This is a genomic window from Shinella sp. GW821-FHT11G07 (genome assembly GCF_058808115.1).
Genome location: NZ_JBXARJ010000006.1, coordinates 279,596 through 303,188, shown reverse-complemented (window position 1 = coordinate 303,188; position 23,593 = coordinate 279,596). Strand labels below are relative to the sequence as shown.

At 65.6% G+C, this 23,593-nt stretch carries 25 protein-coding genes and 1 pseudogene; 16 read left to right on the top strand and 10 right to left on the bottom strand.

Annotation, left to right across the window (positions count from 1 at the left end):
* The first annotated feature begins 61 nt into the window (after positions 1 to 61).
* Positions 62 to 1,234 (top strand): 4-hydroxybenzoate 3-monooxygenase, encoded by a 1,173-nt coding sequence (pobA, locus tag AC1RT2_RS14490; RefSeq protein ID WP_493102844.1) that lies wholly within the window; start codon positions 62 to 64, stop codon positions 1,232 to 1,234.
* Here pobA and AC1RT2_RS14485 read toward each other — a convergent pair.
* Positions 1,228 to 2,091, bottom strand: coding sequence for a phosphotransferase family protein (locus AC1RT2_RS14485; protein ID WP_493102842.1), 864 nt, complete (start codon positions 2,089 to 2,091; stop codon positions 1,228 to 1,230). The two genes, pobA and AC1RT2_RS14485, sit on opposite strands and share 7 nt — an antisense overlap.
* Positions 2,092 to 2,193: 102 nt before the next feature.
* Here AC1RT2_RS14485 and AC1RT2_RS14480 point away from each other — a divergent pair.
* Positions 2,194 to 2,595, top strand: a pseudogene (locus AC1RT2_RS14480) (OsmC family protein).
* Here AC1RT2_RS14480 and pcaQ read toward each other — a convergent pair.
* Positions 2,596 to 3,522, bottom strand: coding sequence for a pca operon transcription factor PcaQ (pcaQ, locus tag AC1RT2_RS14475; protein ID WP_069060295.1), 927 nt, complete (start codon positions 3,520 to 3,522; stop codon positions 2,596 to 2,598).
* A gap of 95 nt (positions 3,523 to 3,617) precedes the next feature.
* Here pcaQ and pcaD point away from each other — a divergent pair, with 95 nt between their 5' ends.
* The 14 genes from pcaD to AC1RT2_RS14405 all read left to right on the top strand — a co-directional run bounded on the left by pcaD (position 3,618) and on the right by AC1RT2_RS14405 (position 16,936).
* Positions 3,618 to 4,430 (top strand): 3-oxoadipate enol-lactonase, encoded by an 813-nt coding sequence (pcaD, locus tag AC1RT2_RS14470; protein ID WP_493102839.1) that lies wholly within the window; start codon positions 3,618 to 3,620, stop codon positions 4,428 to 4,430.
* Positions 4,423 to 4,827: a 4-carboxymuconolactone decarboxylase gene (pcaC, locus tag AC1RT2_RS14465; protein WP_069060293.1), complete on the top strand. Its 405-nt coding sequence runs from the start codon at positions 4,423 to 4,425 to the stop codon at positions 4,825 to 4,827. Before pcaD ends, pcaC begins: the two co-directional genes overlap by 8 nt.
* A 7-nt stretch (positions 4,828 to 4,834) precedes the next feature.
* Entirely contained in the window at positions 4,835 to 5,584 is a 750-nt protein-coding gene (gene pcaH / locus AC1RT2_RS14460) for a protocatechuate 3,4-dioxygenase subunit beta (protein WP_493102837.1), read from the top strand.
* Positions 5,584 to 6,198 carry a protocatechuate 3,4-dioxygenase subunit alpha gene (gene pcaG / locus AC1RT2_RS14455; RefSeq protein ID WP_493102835.1) on the top strand — a complete coding sequence of 205 codons (615 nt, stop codon included), beginning with the start codon at positions 5,584 to 5,586 and terminating at the stop codon, positions 6,196 to 6,198. Before pcaH ends, pcaG begins: the two co-directional genes overlap by 1 nt.
* A 213-nt stretch (positions 6,199 to 6,411) precedes the next feature.
* The gene (locus AC1RT2_RS14450) at positions 6,412 to 7,467 is read left to right on the top strand and encodes a 3-carboxy-cis,cis-muconate cycloisomerase (protein WP_493102833.1); all 1,056 of its coding nucleotides are present in this window, start codon (positions 6,412 to 6,414) and stop codon (positions 7,465 to 7,467) included.
* Positions 7,468 to 7,606: 139 nt separating this feature from the next.
* Complete coding sequence (locus tag AC1RT2_RS14445; protein ID WP_493102831.1) at positions 7,607 to 8,779, top strand: ABC transporter substrate-binding protein; 1,173 nt, start codon at positions 7,607 to 7,609, stop codon at positions 8,777 to 8,779.
* 223 nt (positions 8,780 to 9,002) lie between these two features.
* A complete protein-coding gene (locus AC1RT2_RS14440; protein WP_444799811.1) occupies positions 9,003 to 9,866 on the top strand; it encodes a branched-chain amino acid ABC transporter permease in 864 nt (287 codons plus the stop codon).
* Positions 9,866 to 10,873, top strand: a complete 1,008-nt coding sequence (locus tag AC1RT2_RS14435) for a branched-chain amino acid ABC transporter permease (protein WP_493102829.1) — start codon at positions 9,866 to 9,868, stop codon at positions 10,871 to 10,873. Before AC1RT2_RS14440 ends, AC1RT2_RS14435 begins: the two co-directional genes overlap by 1 nt.
* Positions 10,870 to 11,634 (top strand): ABC transporter ATP-binding protein, encoded by a 765-nt coding sequence (locus tag AC1RT2_RS14430; RefSeq protein ID WP_493102827.1) that lies wholly within the window; start codon positions 10,870 to 10,872, stop codon positions 11,632 to 11,634. Before AC1RT2_RS14435 ends, AC1RT2_RS14430 begins: the two co-directional genes overlap by 4 nt.
* Positions 11,615 to 12,331 (top strand): ABC transporter ATP-binding protein, encoded by a 717-nt coding sequence (locus tag AC1RT2_RS14425; RefSeq protein WP_493102825.1) that lies wholly within the window; start codon positions 11,615 to 11,617, stop codon positions 12,329 to 12,331. Before AC1RT2_RS14430 ends, AC1RT2_RS14425 begins: the two co-directional genes overlap by 20 nt.
* 145 nt (positions 12,332 to 12,476) lie before the next feature.
* A complete protein-coding gene (locus tag AC1RT2_RS14420) occupies positions 12,477 to 14,204 on the top strand; it encodes a thiamine pyrophosphate-requiring protein (protein ID WP_493102823.1) in 1,728 nt (575 codons plus the stop codon).
* Between the two features lie 25 nt (positions 14,205 to 14,229).
* The gene (locus tag AC1RT2_RS14415; protein ID WP_493102821.1) at positions 14,230 to 14,763 is read left to right on the top strand and encodes a 2,4'-dihydroxyacetophenone dioxygenase family protein; all 534 of its coding nucleotides are present in this window, start codon (positions 14,230 to 14,232) and stop codon (positions 14,761 to 14,763) included.
* A 104-nt stretch (positions 14,764 to 14,867) separates the two neighbouring features.
* Positions 14,868 to 15,044 carry a hypothetical protein gene (locus AC1RT2_RS14410; RefSeq protein ID WP_493102816.1) on the top strand — a complete coding sequence of 59 codons (177 nt, stop codon included), beginning with the start codon at positions 14,868 to 14,870 and terminating at the stop codon, positions 15,042 to 15,044.
* A gap of 365 nt (positions 15,045 to 15,409) precedes the next feature.
* Positions 15,410 to 16,936 (top strand): ABC-F family ATP-binding cassette domain-containing protein, encoded by a 1,527-nt coding sequence (locus tag AC1RT2_RS14405; protein ID WP_493102814.1) that lies wholly within the window; start codon positions 15,410 to 15,412, stop codon positions 16,934 to 16,936.
* Here the strand turns inward: AC1RT2_RS14405 and AC1RT2_RS14400 are convergent.
* The 8 genes from AC1RT2_RS14400 to AC1RT2_RS14365 all read right to left on the bottom strand — a co-directional run bounded on the left by AC1RT2_RS14400 (position 16,925) and on the right by AC1RT2_RS14365 (position 23,542).
* Positions 16,925 to 17,683: an RES family NAD+ phosphorylase gene (locus AC1RT2_RS14400; RefSeq protein WP_493102813.1), complete on the bottom strand. Its 759-nt coding sequence runs from the start codon at positions 17,681 to 17,683 to the stop codon at positions 16,925 to 16,927. The two genes, AC1RT2_RS14405 and AC1RT2_RS14400, sit on opposite strands and share 12 nt — an antisense overlap.
* On the bottom strand, positions 17,643 to 18,020 hold the full coding sequence (locus AC1RT2_RS14395) for an antitoxin Xre/MbcA/ParS toxin-binding domain-containing protein (RefSeq protein ID WP_493102811.1): 378 nt from the start codon (positions 18,018 to 18,020) through the stop codon (positions 17,643 to 17,645). The genes AC1RT2_RS14400 and AC1RT2_RS14395 overlap by 41 nt, the downstream gene beginning before the upstream one ends.
* 63 nt (positions 18,021 to 18,083) lie before the next feature.
* Positions 18,084 to 18,842, bottom strand: a complete 759-nt coding sequence (locus tag AC1RT2_RS14390; protein ID WP_493102809.1) for an SDR family NAD(P)-dependent oxidoreductase — start codon at positions 18,840 to 18,842, stop codon at positions 18,084 to 18,086.
* A gap of 3 nt (positions 18,843 to 18,845) precedes the next feature.
* Positions 18,846 to 20,297 carry an aldehyde dehydrogenase gene (locus AC1RT2_RS14385; RefSeq protein WP_493102807.1) on the bottom strand — a complete coding sequence of 484 codons (1,452 nt, stop codon included), beginning with the start codon at positions 20,295 to 20,297 and terminating at the stop codon, positions 18,846 to 18,848.
* 21 nt (positions 20,298 to 20,318) lie between these two features.
* Positions 20,319 to 21,032: an ABC transporter ATP-binding protein gene (locus AC1RT2_RS14380; protein ID WP_493102805.1), complete on the bottom strand. Its 714-nt coding sequence runs from the start codon at positions 21,030 to 21,032 to the stop codon at positions 20,319 to 20,321.
* Complete coding sequence (locus AC1RT2_RS14375) at positions 21,025 to 21,753, bottom strand: ABC transporter ATP-binding protein (RefSeq protein ID WP_493102803.1); 729 nt, start codon at positions 21,751 to 21,753, stop codon at positions 21,025 to 21,027. The genes AC1RT2_RS14380 and AC1RT2_RS14375 overlap by 8 nt, the downstream gene beginning before the upstream one ends.
* The gene (locus AC1RT2_RS14370) at positions 21,750 to 22,673 is read right to left on the bottom strand and encodes a branched-chain amino acid ABC transporter permease (protein WP_493102801.1); all 924 of its coding nucleotides are present in this window, start codon (positions 22,671 to 22,673) and stop codon (positions 21,750 to 21,752) included. Before AC1RT2_RS14370 ends, AC1RT2_RS14375 begins: the two co-directional genes overlap by 4 nt.
* Complete coding sequence (locus tag AC1RT2_RS14365; protein WP_493102799.1) at positions 22,670 to 23,542, bottom strand: branched-chain amino acid ABC transporter permease; 873 nt, start codon at positions 23,540 to 23,542, stop codon at positions 22,670 to 22,672. Before AC1RT2_RS14365 ends, AC1RT2_RS14370 begins: the two co-directional genes overlap by 4 nt.
* Positions 23,543 to 23,593 lie beyond the last annotated feature (51 nt).

The following is a 23,593-nucleotide window of genomic DNA, read 5'->3' as shown; positions in this document are numbered from 1 at the left end:
CCATTGCCCGGAACCACCCATCTCGCCGACACTTTGCGAAATGCCAGTTTCGGAGGACAGCATGCGCGTTCAGGTCGTCATCATCGGTTCGGGACCGTCGGGCCTGCTGCTAGGCCAGCTGCTCGGCAATGCCGGCATCGAGACCGTCATCCTCGACCGGTCGAGCCGCGCGCATATTCTTGGTCGCGTGCGGGCCGGCGTGCTGGAGGAGGGCACGGTGGGCCTGATGGACAGGGCGGGTGTCGGTGCGCGCATGCATGCCGAGGGGCTGCCGCATGACGGCTTTTCGCTCGCCTTCGATGGCCGCGATCATCGCATCGACCTCTTCGATCTCACCGGCGGCAAACGCGTGATGGTCTATGGCCAGACGGAGCTGACCCGTGACCTCATGGAACAGCGCCAAGCCGACAGCCGGCTAACGATCTTCGAGGCGGCGAACGTGACGCCGCATGCCTTCGATGGCGCAACACCCTATGTCACCTACGAAAAGGACGGTGTCACGCATCGCATCGACTGCGATTTCATCGCCGGCTGCGACGGGTTTCACGGCGCAAGCCGCAAGGCGGTGCCGGATGGCGCGATCCGCACCTTCGAAAAGATCTATCCCTTCGGCTGGCTCGGCCTTCTCTGCGAAGTGCCGCCGGTCAGTGACGAACTGATCTACGCCAACCATCCGCGCGGTTTCGCGCTCTGTTCCATGCGCTCGCCGACCCGCAGCCGCTACTACATCCAGTGCGCGCTGGACGAGAAGATCGAGGACTGGTCCGACGACCGTTTCTGGGACGAACTGCGCCGCCGCCTCCCCGCCCACCATGCGCAGGCGATGGTGACCGGGCCGAGCTTCGAGAAGTCGATAGCACCGCTGCGCTCCTTCGTCGCCGAGCCGATGCGCTTCGGCCGGCTGTTCCTCGTCGGCGATGCCGCCCATATCGTGCCGCCCACTGGCGCCAAGGGGCTCAACCTGGCGGCAAGCGACGTGCATTACCTGTTCTCCGGCCTGCTGGAGCACTATCAGGACCGCTCGAATGGCGGCCTCGACGGCTATTCGGCAAAGGCGCTCGCCCGTGTCTGGAAGGCGGTGCGTTTCTCCTGGTGGATGACGAGCATGCTGCACCGGTTTCCGCAGACCAATGATTTCGACCAGAAGATCCAGGAAGCCGAACTCGACTATCTTACCCATTCCCGCGCCGCGGAAACGGTGCTGGCGGAAAACTACGTCGGTCTGCCCTACTGACGGCGGGCCCAGGCGGTGATCGAATCAATCATCGTCGCGTGATGCTCCGGTGCTTCGGCCAACGTCGCGAGTTCCCACAGGCGATGCACGCCGGTCAGCAGATGGACGCGGTCGCGGTCGAGCGTGCGACCGGTGATGCGCTCGTAGCCGTCGGCGATCCGCGCCGTCAGGTCCGGGCTGATGAAGTTGGAATAGATGAAATCCTGGTGCAGCGGCCCGAAGCCGGAATCGGCGAAATCATAGATGCCGTTGAGCTGCCCCGCGGCATGATCGAAGGCCATGTTCCAGCCGTGGCCGTCGAAGAAACCGTAGGTCTCGCCATTAGGGTCCGGCGGCAGGGCGCGCCAGCCGGCAAGGGTGTCCTCCGCGAAGACATGCAGGCCCCGCGGCAGAAGCGGCAGGGCCTTGGCCGCAATCGTATCGGCGTCGAGCCAGTGCTCGACGGGCCGGGCACCGGCAGTGGCCATGGTGGTGCGGTCGAGCGCGTGCAACTCGGCATAGAAGCGGGCGAGATTCGTGCCCAGCGCCTGCCGCGCCGGCTCCGGCAGGGCCTCGTAATGTACCGTTTCCAGATGCTCCCCGGGGACGATCCGGTGTTCGGAGAAGAGGGGCGTCCCCTCGTGCAGGCGAAGGTTGGGGACAGTCATGGTGACGTGCGGGCGCACAGCGGCGAGGATCGACGCCTCGCGCCGCAACGCGCTTTCCGCCTGTTCTCCCTGCGGGAACTTGAAGACGAGGCGCCCATCGACCTCGAAAGCCTTTGAATGCCACCCGCCGGGCAGCGGCCGGATGAGCGCATCGGCGAGGTCGGGGGCGGCATGGGCGATGATGGCGCGGTATGAATCGAGTTCGGACATGCGCAAGAACTACCCGCCCTGCGGAGCCGGTTCAACGGGGCGTTTGCCCTGCCGGCTGTCCGTCTTAAAGTGGCGCAGGATTGTTTGCCCATGGAGGGGGATATGGTCGCTGTTGCGGTAGAACTGCGCAATGTCGAAGGAACCGAAGCCGCAATGGGTTGGGCAGGTGGCCATACGATCGTCGTCGACCGCCCGGAAGGCAAGGCCGGCGGTGCCGGGCTCGGCTTCAACGGCGCTTAGCTGCTTGCGCTGGCGCTCGGCGGCTGCTTTTGCAACGATCTGCGATACGCGTCCCACGAGATCGGCGTGCCGCTCGGGCGTATCGCGGTTACCGTGACAGTCGAACTTGGCGGCACGCCTCTCGTTGCAACGTCGGCGGCGATGCGCGTGGATTGCGAGACGCTGGATGGGGCGGACCCGCGGCCTGTCATCGAGAAGGCGAAGGCCGTCTGTACCGTCGCGCATTCGCTGCGAAACGGCCTGCCGGTATCCATCGACGGCTGATCAATGTCCCTGCGACACCGCCCCGGCCACTTCGCGGATCGTCTGCATGAGGATGGCGAGCGGCATGGAGGGCACGGCATCGGTGCGCATGGTGAGGCCGACCGGGCCTTTCGTGCCGCTGGTATCGATCGGCAAGGCGGCCAGCTTGCCCTCCGCGATGTCGGCCGCGACGACCCCTTCGGAGATGATCCAGATCGCATCGCTTTCGCGCACGAAGGCGCGGCCGAAGGCGTCGGAGACGGTCTCGATCTGGTTCGGCAGCCCGGCAATGCCGTTGGTGATCAGGAAGCTCTCGACAAAAGGGCGGATGATCGAGGCGCGGGTCGGCATCAGCACCGGATAGGCGTCCAGCCCGGCGAAGATCGCGTTGCCACTGGACAGCAGCGGGTGGCCGGCACGCACGCAAAAAACCACCTGTTCGGAATAGAGATGCTCGAAGGAAAACCCCGTCATTTTTTCCGGTGCCGTCAAGCGACCGACGACGAGATCCAGATCGCCGACGCGCAGCTGTTCGAGCAGCACGGCATTTTCGCCGGTGACGATCTTGATTCGCGCGCCTGTCCCCTCGGCGAGAAAGAGCCGCATCGCCTTCGGCATGATGCGCGTCGAGACGGTCGGCAGCGCCCCGATGCGGATCGGTGTCGCATCGCCGGACAGCGCCTGCGAGACGGAATCGAAGCCTTGCCGCAGCGCCGTCAGCGCAGCACCTGCATGTTTGAGGAAAACCTCACCGTAGCGGGTGATTTTTATGCCGCGGCCGTCGCGCTCGAAGACCGCGACGCCCAGAACCTCCTCCAGTTCGCGGATCGTCTTGGTGACGGCAGGCTGGCTGACATGCAGAAGGTCGGCCGCCTTCATCACGCTCTTCTGGCGCGCCACCTCGACAAAGGTTTGCAGATGACGGAACTTGATACGGCTGTCGACCATGGTTTTCATAACCCTGAAGTTAACGAAACGGCATGAAATATCATTTTACCTAACCAGATCAAGCGATCAATCTGGAAAGACGGGAGGAGAAAGCCGTGCAATTCGCAACCGTCAACAACGTCATCCTGCATCACCAGCTGATCGGCGGCCCGGCCGGGCGGCCGGTGATCGTCTTTGCCAATTCGCTCGGCACCGATTTCCGCATCTGGCGCGACGTTGTTGTGCGCCTCGCCGGCGATTTCCCGATCGTCACCTATGACAAGCGCGGCCATGGCCTGTCCGATCTCGGCCAGGTGCCCTATTCGATCGACGATCATGTGCTCGATCTTGCAGCCCTGCTCGACCGGCTCGACGTCAGGAACGCGATCATCTGTGGCCTCTCGGTCGGCGGCATGATCGCGCAGGGGCTTGCGGCCAAGCGGCCGGATCTCGTCAAGGCGCTCATCCTCTGCGACACGGCGCACAAGATCGGCACGGCCGAAATGTGGAACGCCCGCATCGAAAGCGTCGAGACGAAGGGCATCGAAAGCCTCGCTGATTCTGTCATGGAGCGCTGGTTCACGCCGGCCTTCCGCCGCCCGGAAAATGCCGCCTATCATGGCTACCGCACCATGCTGACCCGCCAGTCCGCGGTCGGCTACGCCGCGACCTGTGCCGCCCTGCGCGATGCCGATCTCACCCAGTCCACCAAGAACATTTCCGTGCCGACGCTCTGCGTCGTCGGCGACCAGGACGGCTCGACGCCGCCGGATGTCGTGCTGTCGATGGCCAAGCTCATTGCTGGCGCGCGCTACGAGGTCATCAAGGATGCCGGGCATATTCCCTGCGTCGAGCAGCCGGAAATCCTCACCGAGATGATCCGCGCCTTCATCGCCACCCTACCTGCCGGAGACGAGCCCCATGGCTGATGCGCATACCTTTTCCGATCGCTATCGCCAGGGCATGGTGACCCGTCGCGCGGTGCTCGGCGACAACCATGTCGACCGCGCCTCCTCCGCCGCGACGGACTTCGACCAGCCGTTTCAGGAGCTGATCACGGAAGGCGCTTGGGGCACGGTCTGGTCGCGGCCGGGTTGGACGAAGCGCGAGCGCTCGATGGTGACGATCGCGCTGCTCGCGGCACTCGGCCATGACGAGGAGGTCGCGATGCACGTGCGCGCCACGGTCAACACCGGGGCGAGCCGCGACGACATCGCCGAGGCGCTGCTGCATGTGGCGATTTATGCCGGCGTGCCGGCCGCCAACCGGGCGATCAAGGTCGCCAAGCAGGTCTTCGAACAGTTGGACGCGGAAAAGGCGGCTTGAGGCAGAGATGACGGACCTTTCCAATCGCAAGCCCGAAACGGGCGCCTTCTTCTCGCGGGATCGGCTGTGGCATCCGCCTGGTCTCACCCCCGGCTACAAGACCTCCGTGCTGCGCTCGCCGCAGAAGGCGCTGCTATCGCTCGACGGCACGGTGTCGGAAATCACCGGGCCGGTCTTCGGCCATTCGATCCTCGGCGAGTTGGACAACGACCTGATCCACAATTTCGCCAAATCCGGCGAAAGCGCCATCGGCGAGCGCATTATCGTGCATGGACGGGTGCTCGACGAGCGGGCGCGGCCGGTGGCCGGCGCGCTGCTGGAGTTCTGGCAGGCCAATGCCGGCGGGCGCTACCGCCACAGACGAGAAAGCTATCTCGCACCGCTCGACCCGAATTTTGGCGGCTGTGGCCGCACCATCACCGATGCCGACGGCTATTATGCTTTCCGCACCATCAAACCCGGCCCCTATCCCTGGCCGAACGGCGTCAACGACTGGCGCCCGGCCCATATCCACTTCTCCGTCTTCGGCCATGGATTTGCCCAGCGGCTGATCACGCAGATGTATTTCGAAGGCGACCCGATGATCTGGAAATGTCCCATCGTGCAGACGATCCCGGACAAGGCGGCGATCGAGCAGTTGGTCGCGGCGCTCGACTGGGGCAACACGATCCCGATGGATGCGCGCGCCTACAAGTTCGACATCGTGCTGCGCGGCCGCCGCTCGACGCTCTTTGAAAACCGCATGGAGGGCAACTGATGGTCCAGCCACTCGGATATCTCAAGGAAAGTGCCTCGCAGACGGCGGGGCCTTACGTCCATATCGGCCTAACGCCTAATTTCTCGGGCATCGGCGGCGTCTATGAGAGCGATCTCGGCGCCACCATGGTGAACGACAAGACGCTCGGCCGGCGCATCAACATTACCGGCCGCGTGCTCGACGGCACCGGCACGCCGCTGAAGGATGCACTGCTCGAAATCTGGCAGGCGGATGCCGCCGGCCTTTACAACAGCCCGTCGGAATTGCGCGGCAGCGCCGATCCGAATTTTGCCGGCTGGGGGCGCTCAGCGACCGACGGCGTGACGGGGGAATACCGTTTCGAGACGATCAAGCCCGGCCGCGTGCCGTTCAAGGACGGTCGTCCGATGGCGCCGCACATTTCGGTCTGGATCGTCGCGCGCGGCATCAATCTCGGCCTCAACACGCGCCTGTATTTTGGCGACGAGGAGGCGGCCAACGCCGAGGATCCGGTGCTGGCCCGCATCGAGCACCGCGTGCGCGTGCCGACCTTGATCGCCGTGGCGGATGGGGATGAGTACCGCTTCGACATCCATCTGCAGGGCGAGAAGGAAACGGTGTTCTTCGATATTTGAGGCAGCGTTTGGGCGGCAATCGCCTATAATGCGTTTTCCGCGGGGGCGTGGGTCGTCGGGTCGAGCCCGAGCATGACGAAAGAAGGGAAGCCTGGGCATATCGAGCGGTACGGCAGGCCGCGCCGCCCAGAAACCCGGCAAACTATCCTCCCCTCCGTCATCCTCGGGCTCGACCCGAGGATCCACGCCCCGCCCATCTTGTCAGAGGGACCCATGACCGTTTCATCCTTCGATCATCCCTACCTCTCGGGTCTTCTCGGCGACGAGGAGGTGGCGGCATTCTTCTCCATCGCGGCGGAGCTGGAAGCCATGCTCGCCTTCGAGGTGGCACTGGCGAAGGCCGAGGCGGCCGAAGGGCTTATCCCGGCCGAAGCGGCGGATGTGATTGCGGATAAAGCGCATCTTTTCTCGCCGGATGTGGCGAGCCTGCGCGACGCCACGGCGCGCGACGGCGTCGTGGTGCCGGATCTCGTGCGCCAGCTGCGCGCCGCCGTCGGCGAGCCGCACAGCAGGCACGTGCATTTCGGCGCGACCAGCCAGGATGTCATCGACAGTGGCCTGATGCTGCGCCTTGCCCGGGTGGTGCCGATCTTCGAAACGCGGCTCGCGGCCTTGAGCGATATACTCGACGGGCTTGCAGTCACGTTCGGCGAACGCACGCTGATGGGGCGCACACGCATGCAGGCGGCAATCCCGATCACCGTGGCTGACCGTATCACCTCCTGGCGCGCGCCCTTGCAGCGCCATGCCGACCATTTGACGGCCTTCGCCCAGACGGGCCTTGCCATCCAGTTCGGCGGTGCCGCCGGCACGCTGGAGAAATTCGGCAAAAAGGCGCCGGCCGTGCGCGCCGCGCTGGCGGCCGAGCTTGGCCTTGCCGATGTTCCCCAGTGGCACAGCCAGCGCGACCGGATCGGCGCGCTTGCCGCATTGCTGGCGGCCATCACCGGCAGCCTTGGCAAGATCGGCCAGGACATCGCGCTGATGGCGGATCGTGGTGACGAGATCGCGCTTGCCGGCGGCGGCGGTTCGTCCGCCATGCCGCACAAGCAGAACCCGGTCGCCGCCGAAGGGCTTGTCACGCTTGCCCGTTTCAACGCCGCTCAGCTCGGGGGGCTCGCCCAGGCGATGGTGCACGAGCAGGAACGCTCCGGTGCGGCCTGGACGCTGGAATGGCTGATCCTGCCGCAGATGGTGGTGGCTTGCGGCGCATCGCTTCGCCTTGCCGGCACGCTTCTTTCTTCCATCCGCCGGTTTGGTGCGGCCTAACGCATTTTCATAATTTATGAGTTATGAAAATGGCCGATTTTTTCATTTTACATCACCGTTTCATCTGGCAATCTGACAAAAAGCCATTCTGGGACTGGACCGCGTGTTGGCGGGAGGCCGGCTTTTCTGGGAGGAAAACATGAAGACGATTGCAATCGCCGCTCTGACGGCTGCACTTCTGGGCGGTGTCGCCCATGCCGATACGATCAAGGTCGGGGTGGTCGGACCGTTCTCCGGTCCCTTCGCGCTGCAGGGCAAGAATTTCAAGGCGGGCATCGATGCCTATATGGCGCTGAACGGCGCGACCGTCGGCGACGACACGATCGAGATCATCTACCGCGACATCCCGACCGCCGATCCGGCGCAGTCGAAGGCCCTGTCGCAGGAGCTGGTGGTCAAGGAAGGCGTGCAGTACTTAGCCGGCTTCTACTTCACGCCGGATGCTATGGCCGCCACACCCCTGCTCGAGCAGGCGAATGTGCCGATGGTGGTGATGAACGCCGCGACCTCGGCCATCGTCACGAAGAGCCCCTATGTGGTGCGCACCTCGTTTACCACCTGGCAGACCTCGACGCCGATCGCCAAGGTCGCCTTCGATGGCGGCACGAAGAAGGTGATTTCCGTCGTCAGCGACTACGGCCCGGGTGTCGATGCGGAAGCCGCCTTCAAGGCCGGCTTCGAGAAGGCCGGCGGTGCCGTCGTCGAGGCGATCCGCATCCCGCTCCAGACCAATGACTTCTCGCCGATCATGCAGCGCATCAAGGATTCGGGTGCCGAAGGTGTTTTCGCCTTCCTGCCGTCCGGCCCGACGACCCTCGGTTTCGTAAAGGCCTTCAACGAAAACGGTCTCAAGGATGCCGGCGTCAAGTTCTTCGCGCCCGGCGACCTCACGCAGGAGTCCGACCTGCCGGCGCTCGGCGAGGCCGCACTCGGCCTCCAGACCACCTTCCACTATGCCGTCTCGCATGACTCGGCGGAAAACAAGAAATTCGTGGAGGCCGCCGCCAAGGCGATCGGCAATCCCGCGGAACTGTCGTTTCCCTCGGTCGGCGCCTATGACGGCATGCATGTCATCTACAAGATGATCGAGGCGACGGGCGGCGAGCAGGATGCGGCCAAGGCCGTCGAGGCCGTGAAGGGCCTGTCCTGGGAAAGCCCGCGCGGTCCGGTGACCATCGATCCCGAAAGCCGCCATATCACCCAGAACATCTATCTGCGCGAGGTGGCGAAGGCGGAGGACGGGACCTACTACAACAAGGAAATCCAGACCTTCGAGAAGCAGGGCGATCCGGGTCTGGCGGCTGCGAAGTAGCCGGATTACCTCGGGCGACGTGCCTGGCGGGTGGATCCTCGGGTCAAGCCCGAGGATGAAGGAGGGGACAGAAGCGCTTCCCGTCCATCAGACGGTGCGGCAAGTGTCGTCGCCGCCGTGATACGCCGCCCTCGCTTCTTTCGTCATCCTCGGGCTTGACCCGAGGATCCACCCGCCTCCGACGAGTGACCGCCGACATCCCGGCGACAAGCAGGACAGGAACATGCAAACGGTCTTCAGCATCGGGGTCGATGCCCTTGCCTATGGCATGGTGCTCTTCGTCATCTCCATCGGCCTTTCGGTGACGATGGGGCTGATGCGGGTGGTCAATCTGGCGCACGGCGCCTTCGCGATGATCGGCGGCTACATCGCCTCCTATGCGGCGCGCGACCTTGGCCTTGCCTATGCCGTTGCCGTCATGCTCGCGGTTGCCGGCACGATCCTCATCGCCATTCCCATCGAACGCCTGCTCTATCGCCGCATCTACGGCCAGCCGGAGTTGACGCAGGTGCTGATGACCATCGGCATCACCTTCTGCATCATCGGCATCGCCAATTACGTTTTCGGCCCGACGCTGAAGACCATTCCGACGCCGGAAACGCTGCGCGAACCCGTCAGCCTCGGTTTCCGCACCGTCTCAGCCCACCGGCTCTTCGTCATCGGTTGCGGGGCCGCCGTTGCCGTCGGCCTCTGGTATTTCATCGAGCGCACCGCCTTCGGCGTGAAGCTGCGTGCCAGCGTCGACAATGCGGCGATGGCGGCAGCGCTCGGCGTGAAGACCGAGGTTGTCTATGCCGTGAGCTTCGCCGTCGCCGTAGGCCTTGCTGCCTTCGGCGGCGTGGTCGGCGCCGAGCTCTTGCCGATCGAGCCCTACTATGCGCTGCGCTACATGGTGACCTTCCTCGTCGTTGTCTCGGTCGGCGGGGCGGGGTCCATTCCCGGCGCGCTTGCCGCCTGCCTGCTGCTCGGCGCCATCGACACGACGGGGCGTTATCTCATGCCGGAATTCGGGGAATTCTTCTTCTATCTTGCGGTCATCGCCATCGTCTGGCTTTTCCCGCGCGGCCTTGCCGGAAGGGCGAAGTGATGGCGCTGCTGACGAATTCCGACACGTTCTCCACCGCGGGCGACCGCCGCGCGCGCCTGACGCGCGACGCCATCGGCGTGCTTGTCATCCTCGCCTTGGCCGTCGTGGGCTATGTCCTCTTCCCGAACAATCTCGCGCTGCTCACCCGCATCATCGCGATCGCGCTGCTGGTGCTTTCGCTCGATCTCGTCACCGGCTATTGCGGTGTCGCAACCCTTGGCCATGCGGCGCTGTTCGGTGCGGGGGCCTATGGTGCGGGCATCGCGGCGGCGCATTTCGGCATCACCGATCCGATCGCCATGCTCGCCGTCGGCGTCGTCGCGGGCGCGCTTGCCGGCCTCCTGTCCGGCGCCGTCGTGCTTCGCGCCCATGGCCTGCCGCAGCTCGTGCTGTCCATCGCCATCGTTCACCTCGCCCATGAGGCCGCCAACAAGGCCTCCGGCTGGACCGGCGGCAGCGATGGGCTTGCCGGCATCATGCCGGACGCCGTCTTCGGCCTCTGGCAGTTCGATCTCTGGGGCCGCACGGCCTATGTCTTCGGCATCGTGCTGCTCGTTGTCGCCTTCGTCATCCTGCGTCAGATCGTGCGCTCACCCTTCGGCATGCTGTGCCGCGGCATCCGGCAGGATCCGGTGCGTATCCGCGCCATGGGCGGTTCGGTGCATGGCACGGTGATCCGGATGTACGCGATCTCCGGCGCCGTCGCCGGGGCAGGCGGCGCCCTCAACGCCATCTCGACCCAGGTCGTCGGCCTCGACAGTCTGTCCTTCACCCTGTCGGCGGAGGCGCTCGTCATGCTCGTGCTCGGCGGCACCGGCTCGCTCTATGGCGCCCTGATCGGCACCGTCGTCTTCATGTGGTTCGAGGATGTCGTCTCGGCGGCAAATCCCTTCCACTGGCTCACCATCGTCGGCGCGCTCCTGATCGCCGTCGTGCTTTTCGCGCCGAAAGGCCTTTACGGTTCGTTCGCCGCCTATCTCGAACGCCGCGGGAGGAAGGGCCGATGAGTGCGATCTTCGACGTCCGCAACCTGAAAAAGATGTTCGGCGGTCTCGCCGTCACCAACGACGTTTCGCTCTCGATGGCGCCGGGCGACCGCGTTGCGCTGATCGGCCCGAATGGTGCCGGCAAGACGACCTTCGTCAACCTCGTCACCGGCAACATCCTGCCGAATTCCGGAAGCGTTATGCTCGGCGGTCAGGACGTGACGCGGCTTGGCCCGACCGAGCGCGTGCGCCGCGGCCTCGTGCGCTCCTTCCAGGTGACGCGGCTGTTTTCCGAGATGACGCCAGAGGAGCATGTTGCGCTCGCCATCCTGCAGCGCGAAGTCCGTTCGGGACACATGTTTGCGAGCCATCGCGCGATGCCGGACGTCATGGACGAAGCGCATGCCTTGCTGGCCAAGCTCGGCATCGCGCATCTGGCTCACCTCCGCGTCAGCGAAATCGCCTATGGCCAGCAGCGCCTGCTGGAACTCGCGCTGGCGCTCGCCCTGAAGCCGAAGGTGCTGTTGCTGGACGAGCCCGCCGCCGGCGTGCCGCAGAGCGATACCGCGCGCATCGAGCAGGCGATCGCCGACCTGCCGGCCGATCTTGCCGTGCTGATGATCGAACACGACATGGATCTCGTCTTCCGCTTCGCCAAGCGCGTCATCGTGCTGGCGGCGGGCGAGATCATTTTCGACGGGTCGCCGGACGCCGTTACCAAGGACGCGCGCGTCCGCCAGGCCTATCTCGGGAGCTATGCCGATGCCCGCAGCGTCGCTTGAAATTTCAGGCCTGTCCGCCGGTTACGGCCCGACGCGGGTGCTGGAGGATATTTCCTTCTCCGCCAGCGCCGGCCGGAGGCTCGCAGTGCTCGGCCGCAACGGCATGGGCAAATCGACGCTCTTTGCCACGCTCGCCGGCCAGACAAAGCGTTACGGCGGCGAAATCCGCCTCGGCGGCCAGCCGATCGAGGGTATCGACAGTTCGTCGCGCGCGCTGAAAGGGCTGGGCTATGTGCCGCAATCGCGCGACGTCTTCCCGACGCTGACCGTCGAGGAAAACCTCTTTGTCGGCCTGAAAGCCCGGCCGCGCTCGGCGATCGAGGAAGCCTATGCGATGTTTCCCCGCCTCAAGGAGCGGCGGAAGAACCTCGGCTCGCAACTGTCCGGCGGCGAGCAGCAGATGCTGACGACGGCGCGCACCATTCTCGGCCAGCCTTCCGTGCTGCTGCTCGACGAACCGCTGGAGGGCCTCGCGCCGGTCATCTGCGAGGAACTGATGGCTGCCTTCGGCATGCTGGCCGCGTCGGGCGAAATGACCAGCCTGCTCGTCGAACAGCGCATCCAGAGCGCGCTTGATTTCGCCGACGAGGTGATCATCCTGGAGCGTGGCCGGATCGCCTGGACCGGCACGCCGCAGGCGCTGTCCGCCGATGCGCACACGGTCGAAACCCTGCTCGGCGTCGGCGGCCTGCATTGATGGGATTCATATGGCTTTCGTTATGAAACGGAGCCGGCATTTCATTTTACATCGCTGCCTCGCCTGTCAGAGTGCAGCCTGACAGGTGCGTCCCGGTTTGAGGAGACCGGACGCGACGACGGGTCCGGACGAAGGGGAGGTTCCGATGGGCAGGCACGAAAGCGATCCCGCCGCAACGCCGGTGATGACGGCGGGCGGCGCGCTGCTCGCCCGGCTGAAGGCCGTCGGGGTCGACTATATCTTTGCCAATTCCGGCACGGATTTTCCGCCGATCATCGAAGGGCTTGCCGAAGCTGAGGCGAAGGGTATCGCCCTGCCGCAGGCGCTCGTCATGCCGCACGAGGGGGCGGCCATGGGCATGGCGCACGGCTATTATCTTGCGACCGGCCGCGCCCAGGCGGTGATGGCGCACACCAATGTCGGCCTTGCCAATTGCGCGATCGGCGCGATCAACGCCGCCATGGAGCATATCCCGGTCCTGCTCTTCTCCGGCCGTACGCCCGTCACCGAACGTGGGCGCAAGGGGTCGCGCACCGTGCCGATCGGCTGGGGACAGGAAATGCGCGACCAGGCGGCGCTGGTGCGTGAGGCCTGCAAGTGGGACGACGAATTGCGCGTGCCCGAGCATATCCCGCAGATGGTTGATCGCGCCTATGCCATCGCCTGCTCCACGCCGCGCGGGCCGGTCTATATGAGCCTGCCGCGCGAGGTGCTGTGCCAGCCTTGCCCGACGGAGGGGCTGGACGCGCCGGCAACGATGGCGCCGGCAATCTCCGTGCCGTCCCCGAAGGACATCGAGGCAGCGGCGCGGCTGCTGGCGGAAGCGGAAAACCCGGTGATCTTTGCGCAGCGCGGTGCGGGCTCGGCCGAAGGGTTTGCCGCGCTGTCAGCACTTGCCGAGGCGTGGGGCATTCCGGTCTGCCAGTACTGGGCGGTGCAGCTTGCTATCGCGACGGATCATCCGATGGCGGCGCAGGCCGATCCCAAGCCGCTGCTCGACAAGGCGGACGTGGTTCTGGTGCTCGACGCGCTCGCGCCCTGGTCGCCGGATGCACATCCGCTCAAACCCGATTGCAAGGTCATCCAGCTCGCGCAGGACCCGCTCTACCAGCGCCAGCCGGTGCGCTATTTCCGCTCGGACGTAACACTTGCCTGCGATGTCGACGTGGGCCTTCTCGCGTTGAAGGCGGCGATGGATCTGCTCCTGCCCACTCATAGGGCGAAGGCTGAGCGGAACGCCCGGGAGGTCGCGGCGCGCAATCGGGCGGCTCGTGCCGGCGTGCTTGAAACGGCACGGCGCGGCAACGGCACGCCGATGACGAAGGATTTTGTCTCGCTGACACTGTCGGAGGCTTTGGCCGGGCGGGATGGGACGGTGCTGTCGGAACTCGGCTGCCCGATGGCGCTGATGACGCTCGCCCATCACCAGGCCTGGTATCAGGAGCCGCATTCCGGCGGGCTCGGCTGGTGTTTTCCGGCAGCGCTCGGCATGCAGCTCGCGCGGCGCGACCGGCTCGTCGTCGCCACGATGGGCGACGGCTCCTACATGTTCGCCAATCCCGTCGCCTGCCACCAGATTGCCGAAGCCCTCGACCTGCCGATCCTCGTCCTCATCGTCAACAATGCGGAATGGGGGGCGGTGCGCCAGTCGGTGCTGGGCCTCTATCCGGACGGCTATGCCGCAAAGACCAACCGCATGCCGTTGACCGCACTGTCGCCGGTGCCGGATTTCGTCAAGGTCGCGGAGGCAAGCCGGGCCTATGCCCGCCGCGTGACCGACGGCGTGGCGCTGGCTGGCGCCATTGCGGAGGCGCTCGAGCATATCGAGACGAAGCGGACGCTGGCGCTCATCGACGTGCAGGTCCGCGCCTGAACCAGACCCATGCAAGGAGGAAACCATGCCCGAACTGGCGACCCATGAATTCTGGAAGGACCTGAAGCCGATCGACAAGGTGTTTCAGCCGGATGCCCTGCCGGAAGTCTATCTGCAGAACGCACCGACCGAAGACGAGCGCTATTACGTGCCCTTCACCGAAACGGTCTCGTCGCGCCCGCTGTGGATTTCGCCGACGCAGAACAAGTGGTGCGACATCCTGATGGCCAAGAAGGCTGGGTTGGTGAACCGCCACTACCACCCGCACGAGGTCTTCGCCTACACGATCTCCGGCAAGTGGGGTTACCTTGAGCACGACTGGACGGCGACCGCCGGCGATTTCGTCTACGAGGCGCCGGGGGAGGGCCATACGCTCGTCGCCTACGAGCATGAGCAGCCGATGAAGGTGTTCTTCCAGGTGACAGGGCCGCTGATCTGGCTCGACGAGAGGGGCGAGCCGGACGGTTTCTTCGACGTGCACAATTACATCGCGCTCTGTCGCGACCACTACGAGAAGGTCGGGCTCGGGCGGGACTATGTGGAGCGGCTGTTCCGGTAGTTTTCGCGTGTTCCGTGCGGAACAGCGCGGTGCGGGGCGATATGGGAAAGTCTGATCACTGGATGAGAGAGGCTCATCCCCAACTAGAGATCAGGAGAGACCCCATGCGCAAGTTCATCGTTTCCGCCACCGTTGCCCTCGTTGCCGCCGTGTCCTTCGCTGCTCCCTCGCAGGCCGGCTATTACAGCTATGGCTACGAGCCCTACTGCTTCATCAAGAAGATCAAGGCCTACGATTATTACGGCAACGTCATCATCAAGCGGATCAAGGTCTGCAAATAAGCTGACGGTTTGCTGACCTCCCCCAAGGCCCGGATGTCCCCTGCATCCGGGTCTTTTGCCGTCGGGACAACCGGCCGGTTGCAAATGCCGTCGCCCGATGGTACCCGTTGTCTCGTTCGCAACACGAAAGAGAGGGGCTGCGCGTGAAGACCGACTTCCTGCCACATCGTACGCATGGCCCTGATTTTGCCCTGCAAATGCGTTTGCAGGGCTGATCGGAACGAACGCTTTCTTCTGGTCTGCCCTTCCCGGCGATGCGCTGACGTGCCTTCAGGTGTGTTGCTGCATCAGATTTCATCGGGCCTTTTCGCGTGACTGACGGCTGATGCCGCGCCGCGGGGGCCTCGAAAGACCAGAGACCTTTCATGTCGCTTCTCAATATCCGTGCGCTCGGCGTCACGCTGTCCACCGACCTCTTCTCCAACCTCAATCTTTCCATCGCCGCCGGCGACCGCATCGGCCTCGTTGCCGCCAACGGGCGTGGGAAATCCACCCTGCTGAAATGCATCACCGGCGATTTCGAGCCGACGACCGGCGAGATTACCCGCGCGCGCGGCCTCACCGTCGGTCATATGGAGCAGAACCTGCCCGCCGGGCTCGAAACGCTCACCTTCCGCGACGCCGTGCTGGGCGCGCTTTCGCCCGAGCAGCAGGAGAGCGAGGGCTGGCGTGCCGATGTGACGCTGGAGGAGCTGGAGGTGCCCGAGGCGTTGCGGGAGCGCCGGCTCGATGCGCTCAGCGGCGGCTGGCAGCGTATCGCGCTGGTCGCCCGTGTGCGCGTCGGCGAGCCGGACATGCTGCTGCTCGATGAGCCGACGAACCATCTGGATCTCTCGAAGATCGCCTTGCTGGAGACCTGGCTTGCAACGCTGCCGCGCGACATGCCGGTCGTCATCTCCAGCCACGACCGTGCCTTCCTCGATGCGGTGACCAACCGCACGCTGTTCCTGCGCCCCGAGCGGTCGCCGCTCTTCGCGCTGCCCTATTCCGAGGCCCGTGCGGCGCTGGACGAGATGGATGCGGCCGAGGGGCGGCGCTACGAGCGTGACATGAAGACCGCGCAGCAGCTTCGCCAGCAGGCGGCGAAGCTCAACAATATCGGCATCAATTCCGGCAGCGACCTCCTGGTGGTGAAGACCAAGCAGCTGAAGCAGCGGGCGGAGAAGATCGAGGATGCGGCAAAGCCAGCCCATCTGGAGCGCTCGGCCGGTGCCATTCGCCTCGCCAACCGCGGCACCCATGCCAAGGTGCTGCTGACTCTGGAGGATGCGTCGGTCGAGACGCCGGATGGCACGCCGCTCTTCCGCACGGGCCAGAAATTCATCTGCCAGGGTGATCGCATCGTGCTGCTCGGGCTGAACGGCGCCGGCAAGACGCGGCTGGTCGGCCAGTTGCGCCGGGCGATCGAAGCGGCGGGGGCAAGCCTGCACGGCATCAAGGCGACACCCTCGCTGGTGCTCGGTTATGGCGACCAGGCGCTCTCCGACCTCGCCGACACGGAAACGCCGCACGGCACGATCATCCACCGCTTCGACGTGGGCGACCAGCGGGCGCGCAGCCTGCTGGCGGGCGCCGGCCTGAGCATCGAGATGCAGGGACGGCCGGTGGGGCAGCTCTCGGGCGGGCAGAAGGCGCGGCTCGGCATGCTGGTGCTGCGGCTCACCAACCCGAATTTCTACCTGCTCGACGAGCCGACCAACCATCTCGACATCGAGGGGCAGGAAGCACTGGAGCGGGAATTGACGGGCAGCGATGCCAGTTGCCTGTTCGTCTCGCACGACCGCGCCTTCGTGCGGGCGGTGGCGAACCGCTTCTGGGTGATCGAGAAGCGGCGGCTGATCGAGGTGGACGGCCCGGAGGACTTTTTTGCCGAGGCTGCTCTATCCGCGTAAGGATATGCGCGGATCGGCGCGAAAATCCTCGCGGGAAAAACCGATGCGCTTCGGCGGGTGGTCGCACAAGGCCTGCACGCCGAGCGCCGACAGCCGGATGCGCCAGGTCTGGCGCTCCACCGGTTTTGGCGCGGCGAAGGCGGTCGCCGTCAGGAGCGCCATGTTCGTGCCGGCACCCGGGTCGCGCACCGAGCGATAGAGGATGGCGGAGACATCCGCCGTCCTTGCGCCATCAGCCAATGACTGGCAGGCGGCGTAATCGGTCGGGTGCGTCCAGAGGGTGAGGTCCCGGTCGAGTGGCGGGGCCGTCAGGTCGATTGCCGAGTCCGTGCGGATGGCGGCGGAGAAGGCGGTGTAGTCGGCGGCATTGCCGGGCAGCGGCGTTGCGGGCGATTCGGCGAAGAACAGCAGCCGGTAAAAGGCCATTTCGGCGAGCGCCGTCTCCACCGACAGGGCGGCATAGTAGACGCCGAGTGTGCGCCCGGCGCGGCGGAAGCGCGAACCGTGCGGATAGACCGAACCATAACGGAAGGGTGTGGCGAGCAGATAGTCGAGGCCGGCGCATTCCGGCGGCAGCACCGGCTTGCTCTCCTCGAGAATGTCTTCCAGCAGTGCCTGCTCGTCGAGCGTATCGACGAGTTTCAGCGTCGAGACGCGGTGCTGTGCCTCGACGAACCGCCAGACGTGGCCCGCAAAGGGCCGCGCCTCAGACGAGAGCGCGGCGGGCGTCCAGATAGGCAAGGACATCGATGAGGCCTGAAATGGAGACGATACGGTCGACGGGGCGCGCGCCGAGCGCGCTGTTCTCTGCCGTCATCCAGGCGCGGGCGACGGTCTCGTCGCCGCCGGTAATGGCGTCGAGCGAGCGGAAGAGGCGCACCAGCAGCACGGCGAGTTCGAAGGGTTTCGTGCCGCGCTCCAGCAGCACATCCTGCCGCTTCAGCCGCGACACCGTCGCCTCCGAAACGCCGATGACGCCGGAGAGGATGCGCGCGGTCAGCCCCAGCCGATCCGCCGCGCCGACAGCCGCCTTGGTGAGCACCGAGCCTTCTGCATTGGCCTGTGGGATGGGGTTGCGCTGCATGGTCGAAATCCTTTCACTGGAAAGAATGTAGCATATATTTTTCCAATGACAAGGTTTTGTGTCCTAGATGCTCATGCCTCCGTCGACCATAAGCATCGTGCCAGTGACGAAGCTCGCCTGATCGGAGGCGAGGTAGAGCACCGCGCGGGCGACTTCGTCGGGGCTGGCATGGCGGCCCATGGGGATGAGCCTGTTGAAGAACTCCGTTCCATCCGCGCCGATCGCGGCTCCCAGGCCCTGTTCCACGGCAAGCTGGAAACCGTTGTCAACGGGGCCGGGATTGACGGTGTTGACGCGGATGCCGCGCGGCGCGAGTTCCTTGGCAAGGCAGCGCATCAGGCCGGTCTGGGCGTGCTTGGCGGTGATATAGGCATAGACGCCCGCATCGCCGCGCGTCGCCGCTACGCTGGACGTGATGACGATGCTGCCGCCGCTTCGCATGTGGGGGACGGCGCACTGGGCGGCAAGAAACGCGCCACGGACATGCACGGCCTGCACCTTGTCGAAGAGTTCGAGCGGATAGTCGGCGATGGGCGCCACGGTGCCGAAGATGCCGGCATTGGAAAACAGCACGTCGATGCCGCCGAACCGGGCAACGGCAAGGTCGACATAGGTCCTGGTGGAGGCCGCGTCCGTGACATCCGCCACGGCAAGCGCTACCCGGTCCTGCGGCAGGGTGGCCGCGGCGCGTTCCAGGCCGGCACGGTCCTGGTCGACGAGCACGACATTGGCGCCCTCGGCGAGGAAGAGCCGGGCGGTGGCGAGGCCGATACTGCCGGCGCCGCCCGTGATGATGCAGGTCTTTTTGTGAAGAAGCGTCATGGCTCAGATCGGGTAATGGATCGGGCCGTCCTGCACGGTAATCCAGCGCAGTTCGGTGAATTCGGCAATGCCGGCCTTGCCGCCGAAGCGTCCATAGCCGGATTCCTTGACGCCGCCGAAGGGCATCTGCGCTTCGTCATGCACGGTCGGGCCGTTGATGTGGCAGATGCCGGATTCGATGCGCCGGGCGACCTGCATGGCGCGGTTGACATCCCGGCCGAAGACGGCGGCCGAGAGGCCGTATTCCGTGTCGTTGGCGACGCGCACCGCCTCGTCGATCGAGCCGACGCGGATGACGCTGACGACGGGGCCGAAGCTTTCCTCGCCATAGATGCGCATGGCGGGCGTCACGCGGTCGAGCAGGGTGGCATCGACGATGGTACCCCTGACGTTGCCGCCGGCGGCAAGCACCGCACCCTTGCCGACCGCATCGCGGATGAGCTGCTCGAGGCGTTGCGCTGCGTGGGCATCGACCACCGAGCCGAGCGGCGTGTTACCCTCGCGCGGATCACCGGCGACGAGGGTTTTTGCTTTCTCGGCCAGCGCCTCGACGAAGCGGTCTGCGACCGTCTCATCGACGACGATGCGCTCGGTCGACATGCAGATTTGGCCCTGGTTCATGTAGGCGCCGAAGGCGGCGGCGGCGACCGCCGCGTCGATATCGGCGTCGTCCAGCACGACGAAGGGCGCCTTGCCGCCGAGTTCGAGCAGGGCGGGCTTGAGATAGCGCCCCGCCGTCTCGGCGATGATGCGGCCGACGCGGGTGGAACCGGTGAAGTTGACGCGGCGAACGGCGGGATGGGCGATCATCGTCTCGACGATGGCGGCGGCGTCCTCCGGCGCGTTGGAGACGGCATTGAGCACGCCTTCCGGTAGGCCGGCATCATGCAGTGCATCGACGATCAGCCGGTGCGTGCGGGGGCAGATTTCCGAGGTCTTCATGACGACCGTGTTACCGCAGGCGAGCGGCGTGGCGAGCGAGCGCACGCCAAGGATGACCGGCGCATTCCACGGCGCTATCGACAGCACCACGCCGGCCGGCTGGCGCAGGCCCATGGCAAGCGAACCGGGGCGGTTGGAGGGAATGATTTCACCGGTGATCTGGGTGGTCAGTGATGCCGCCTCGCGCAGCATGTCGGCGGCAAGGCCGACATTGAACATTGCCCAGCCGGCCGTGGCGCCCGTCTCCGCGGCCATGGCGGCGACGAAATCCGGCGTCTTCGCCTGCAGCTTGTCGGCAGCGGCGTTGAGCAGCCTGCGCCGCTGGCCGGGGCCGGTCGCCGACCAGGCGGGAAAGGCCTTTGCCGCGGCGTTGACGGCCTGGCGCGCATCGTCCAGCGAGGCGGCGGCGACTTCGGACGCCACCTCGCCGGAAATCGGGTTGATGCGGGAGAAGGTGCGCCCGTCGGAGGCCGCCTGGTCGAGGTTGTTGATCTTCAGTCCTAGGACAGACATGTTTGGCTCCCTGCTCAAAATTCAGACGGTTGCGCCGAGGAACGCACGCTTCACTGCGTCGTCGTTCATCAGGGCTGTTGCGGTGTTTTCGCCAACGATGCGCCCGGCCTCCATGAGGTAGCCGCGGTCGGCGAGGGAAAGGCTCAGTTTCACGTTCTGCTCGACGATGAGGAGGGCCAGCCCGCTTTCGCGCACGCGGCCGAGGGCTGCGAAAAGCTCGCCGACCACGACGGGGGCAAGGCCGAGGCTCGGCTCGTCGAGCATGAGGAGGTCGGGCTTCGACATCAAGGCCCGGCCGATCGCCACCATTTGCTGCTCGCCACCCGACATGGTGTTGACGAATTGCTTTCGCCGGTCGGCAAGCTTGGGAAAGAGCGCATAGACGAGGTCGCGGCTTGCCTTGCTGTGCGCACGGGCACGCCTGGCATAGGCACCGAGCGCGAGGTTTTCTTCCACCGTCAGGTCGCCGAAGACGCCGCGGCCTTCCGGCACCAGCGCGATGCCCGCCTCGAGCACGAGATGGGCGGGCCGGTTGACGATGTCGGTGCCGGCGAAGCGGATGCCGGCGCCGGGATCGGGCTTGACGAGGCCTGCCGCCGCCTTGAGGAGCGAGGATTTGCCCGCCCCGTTCGCGCCGAGGATGACGACCGTTTCGCCCTTGTCGACCGTGACGGTAATCTGGTCGAGCGCGAGGTGCTGGCCGTAGTGCAGGGAGAGGTCGCGGATCTCAAACATGGCCGTCTCCGAGATAGGCACGCACCACCTCCGGGTCCTTCAGCGTCTCGGCCGTCGGGCCATCGGCGATCTTGCGGCCGGCATTCATGACGATCGAGCGGCCGCAGAGCGCGCGGATGGCATCCATCACATGCTCGACGAGCAGCACGGTGATGCCGCGATCCTTCAGCGACAGGATGAGGTCGATGCCGGTCTTGAGTTCCGTCGGGTTGAGACCGGCGAGCCATTCGTCGAGCAGCAGCAGTTCCGGCTCGGCGGCGAGCGCCCGGGCAAGCTCCATGCGCTTCTGGTCGATATAGGTGAGAGAGCCGGCCGGCTGATCGGCCCGCCCGGCGAGGCCGACGGCGGAAAGGTGGTGGAGCGCCGCATCGCGGGCGACGGCACCCCACAGCCGGTGCCGGCCGAAGGCAAGTGCTGCGATGACGTTTTCCGCCACCGTCAGCGAGGGCAGGGCGCGGACGAGCTGGAAGGTGCGGGCTACCCCCTTTTTCGCGATGCGGTTCGGGCCGAGCCCGGAGATCGCGTCGCCGTTCAGCGCGATCCGCCCGCCGGTCGGCGGCAGGAGGCCGGAGATCATGTTGAGCACGGTCGTCTTGCCGGACCCGTTCGGCCCGAGCAGGCCGACGACCTCGCCGCGTTCCAGCGAGAAGGAGACGGCGTTGACCGCGGTGAGGCCGCCGAAGCGCTTGGTGAGGCCGGTGAGCGCCAGGAGTTCGCTCATTGCCCGCCTGCCTTTCTCGTCCGGCCTTCGATGGCGGCCAGAACGCCCTTCGGCAGCAGGAAGACGATGGCGATGAAGACGAGGCCGAGGATGATCGGATAGTGGTTCGGGAAATTGGCCGACAGCCACTCGAAGAGCAGGAAAAGCGGGATGGCGCCGAGCAACGGCCCCCACAGCCGGTCCGCGCCACCAAGCAGCGCCATGATCAGCGTCAGGAACGAGATGGTCGGGTTGAAGACGATGCTCGGCTCGATATAGGTCCAGCGCGGTGCCTGGATCGCGCCCACGAGGGTGATGATGACGGCGCTGGTGGCGAAGAGCGCGAGCTTCAGTCTGGTGATGTCGATGCCGCAATGGCTGGCCACCACCTCGTCATCGCCGATGACCTTCAGGGCAAGGCCCCAGCGGGTCCGGCCGATCCCCCAGGAGATGAGGAAGGTGGCGGCGGCAAGCGCCAGCAATTGCCAATAGATGCCTTCGGGCGTCACGGGCAGGAAGATGTAGCGGCCGAGCGTGCCGGTCACGTTGACCTCGTACCAGGTGACGACCTGGCGGATGAGTTCTGCAAGACCGAAGGTGAAGATGACGAAATAGACGCCGGCGAGCCGCAGTGTCGACAGCCCGACGACGAGCGCCACCGCAAGGCCGATCAGGGCGGCGACGAGGAGGACGAGCGGGTAGGGCAGGGTCTCGCTGAGCACGCCCACCGTATAGGCGCCGATGCCGAAGAAGGCGACGGTGGCGAGCGAGACATACCGCGTCGGGCCGGAAAACAGGCCCCAGGCGGTGGCGAGCACCACATAGCCCGTCATGCCGATCATCAGCGTCACGGCATAGGGGCCGGCGAAGAAGGGCAGGGCTGCGAGCGCTGCGAGGACGAGGCCGGCGATACCAAGGCCGAGGAGAGTGCGGACGGTCACCGCGCAGCCCTCCCGAACAGGCCCGCCGGGCGCCAGAGCAGGATGGCGAGGAAGATCAGATAGGTGGCGGCAAGCGTCAGGCCGGGATCGACATAGGTGGCGACGAAGGTTTCCACGAGGCCGAGGATGAGGCCGGAGAGCAAAGCACCCAGGACGTTGCCGACGCCGCCCATGATGACGACGATCAGCGCCTTCATGGTGAAGACGACGCCGGCCGTTGCGGTGAACGTCTGGTACATGGAGATGGCGACACCGCCGGCGGCGGCGAGCGCCCCGCCGATCGCGAAGGCGAAGCGGGCCGCGCGGTCGACGTCGATGCCGACGAGCGGCGCGGAGGCGGGCGACACGGCAACGGCGCGCAGGGCGGTGCCCCAGAGGGTGCGGGTCAAAAGCAGATAGAGGCCGCCGCCGAGCACGATGGCGAGAAGGAAGGCGAGCAGGCGGTTGGCGGCGATATTGGTGCCGAGCACGTTCACGCCGACATTGAGATAGCTGTAGCTCGTATAGTTGCTGCCGAAGAGCACCAGCATGACACCCTGCAGGACGAACAGCAGGCCGAAGGTGGCGAGGATGGAATCGATCTCGAGGGTTTCCCGGTTTCGGGCCCGGCGCACCAGCGGGCGCATCATCAGGCCATAGACGAGATAGCCGAAGGCGAAGCCGAGCGGGACGGCGGCGAGAAGGCCGAGCACCGGGTTGATGCTAGAGCCGCTAAACAGCACATAGGCGAGGAACGCCGCCGCGATGATCGTCTCGCCATAGGCAAGGTTCATGATGCGCGCGATGCCGTATTGAAGCGTCAGCCCCATGGCGAGCAGCGCGTAGGTTCCGCCGAGCACGAGCCCGGACAACACGGCCGTGACGAGCATGGCCACTCCTTACATTTGGGCCGGGCGAGCCGCCGGGCTTTTAACTTCTGA

What these genes read in the sequence shown, in the direction of transcription:
- AC1RT2_RS14365 (WP_493102799.1), bottom strand. Translation starts at nt 23,542, where the DNA reads ATGCTCGTCACGGCCGTGTTGTCCGGGCTCGTGCTCGGCGGAACCTAC.
- AC1RT2_RS14410 (WP_493102816.1), top strand. Translation starts at nt 14,868, where the DNA reads ATGCGCAAGTTCATCGTTTCCGCCACCGTTGCCCTCGTTGCCGCCGTG.
- AC1RT2_RS14440 (WP_444799811.1), top strand. Translation starts at nt 9,003, where the DNA reads ATGCAAACGGTCTTCAGCATCGGGGTCGATGCCCTTGCCTATGGCATG.
- AC1RT2_RS14485 (WP_493102842.1), bottom strand. Translation starts at nt 2,091, where the DNA reads ATGTCCGAACTCGATTCATACCGCGCCATCATCGCCCATGCCGCCCCC.
- pcaC (WP_069060293.1), top strand. Translation starts at nt 4,423, where the DNA reads ATGGCTGATGCGCATACCTTTTCCGATCGCTATCGCCAGGGCATGGTG.
- AC1RT2_RS14395 (WP_493102811.1), bottom strand. Translation starts at nt 18,020, where the DNA reads ATGCAGCGCAACCCCATCCCACAGGCCAATGCAGAAGGCTCGGTGCTC.
- AC1RT2_RS14375 (WP_493102803.1), bottom strand. Translation starts at nt 21,753, where the DNA reads ATGAGCGAACTCCTGGCGCTCACCGGCCTCACCAAGCGCTTCGGCGGC.
- AC1RT2_RS14420 (WP_493102823.1), top strand. Translation starts at nt 12,477, where the DNA reads ATGGGCAGGCACGAAAGCGATCCCGCCGCAACGCCGGTGATGACGGCG.
- pobA (WP_493102844.1), top strand. Translation starts at nt 62, where the DNA reads ATGCGCGTTCAGGTCGTCATCATCGGTTCGGGACCGTCGGGCCTGCTG.
- pcaH (WP_493102837.1), top strand. Translation starts at nt 4,835, where the DNA reads ATGACGGACCTTTCCAATCGCAAGCCCGAAACGGGCGCCTTCTTCTCG.
- AC1RT2_RS14385 (WP_493102807.1), bottom strand. Translation starts at nt 20,297, where the DNA reads ATGTCTGTCCTAGGACTGAAGATCAACAACCTCGACCAGGCGGCCTCC.
- AC1RT2_RS14445 (WP_493102831.1), top strand. Translation starts at nt 7,607, where the DNA reads ATGAAGACGATTGCAATCGCCGCTCTGACGGCTGCACTTCTGGGCGGT.
- pcaG (WP_493102835.1), top strand. Translation starts at nt 5,584, where the DNA reads ATGGTCCAGCCACTCGGATATCTCAAGGAAAGTGCCTCGCAGACGGCG.
- AC1RT2_RS14400 (WP_493102813.1), bottom strand. Translation starts at nt 17,683, where the DNA reads ATGTCCTTGCCTATCTGGACGCCCGCCGCGCTCTCGTCTGAGGCGCGG.
- AC1RT2_RS14415 (WP_493102821.1), top strand. Translation starts at nt 14,230, where the DNA reads ATGCCCGAACTGGCGACCCATGAATTCTGGAAGGACCTGAAGCCGATC.
- AC1RT2_RS14390 (WP_493102809.1), bottom strand. Translation starts at nt 18,842, where the DNA reads ATGACGCTTCTTCACAAAAAGACCTGCATCATCACGGGCGGCGCCGGC.
- AC1RT2_RS14425 (WP_493102825.1), top strand. Translation starts at nt 11,615, where the DNA reads ATGCCCGCAGCGTCGCTTGAAATTTCAGGCCTGTCCGCCGGTTACGGC.
- AC1RT2_RS14450 (WP_493102833.1), top strand. Translation starts at nt 6,412, where the DNA reads ATGACCGTTTCATCCTTCGATCATCCCTACCTCTCGGGTCTTCTCGGC.
- AC1RT2_RS14405 (WP_493102814.1), top strand. Translation starts at nt 15,410, where the DNA reads ATGTCGCTTCTCAATATCCGTGCGCTCGGCGTCACGCTGTCCACCGAC.
- AC1RT2_RS14380 (WP_493102805.1), bottom strand. Translation starts at nt 21,032, where the DNA reads ATGTTTGAGATCCGCGACCTCTCCCTGCACTACGGCCAGCACCTCGCG.
- AC1RT2_RS14435 (WP_493102829.1), top strand. Translation starts at nt 9,866, where the DNA reads ATGGCGCTGCTGACGAATTCCGACACGTTCTCCACCGCGGGCGACCGC.
- AC1RT2_RS14430 (WP_493102827.1), top strand. Translation starts at nt 10,870, where the DNA reads ATGAGTGCGATCTTCGACGTCCGCAACCTGAAAAAGATGTTCGGCGGT.
- pcaQ (WP_069060295.1), bottom strand. Translation starts at nt 3,522, where the DNA reads ATGGTCGACAGCCGTATCAAGTTCCGTCATCTGCAAACCTTTGTCGAG.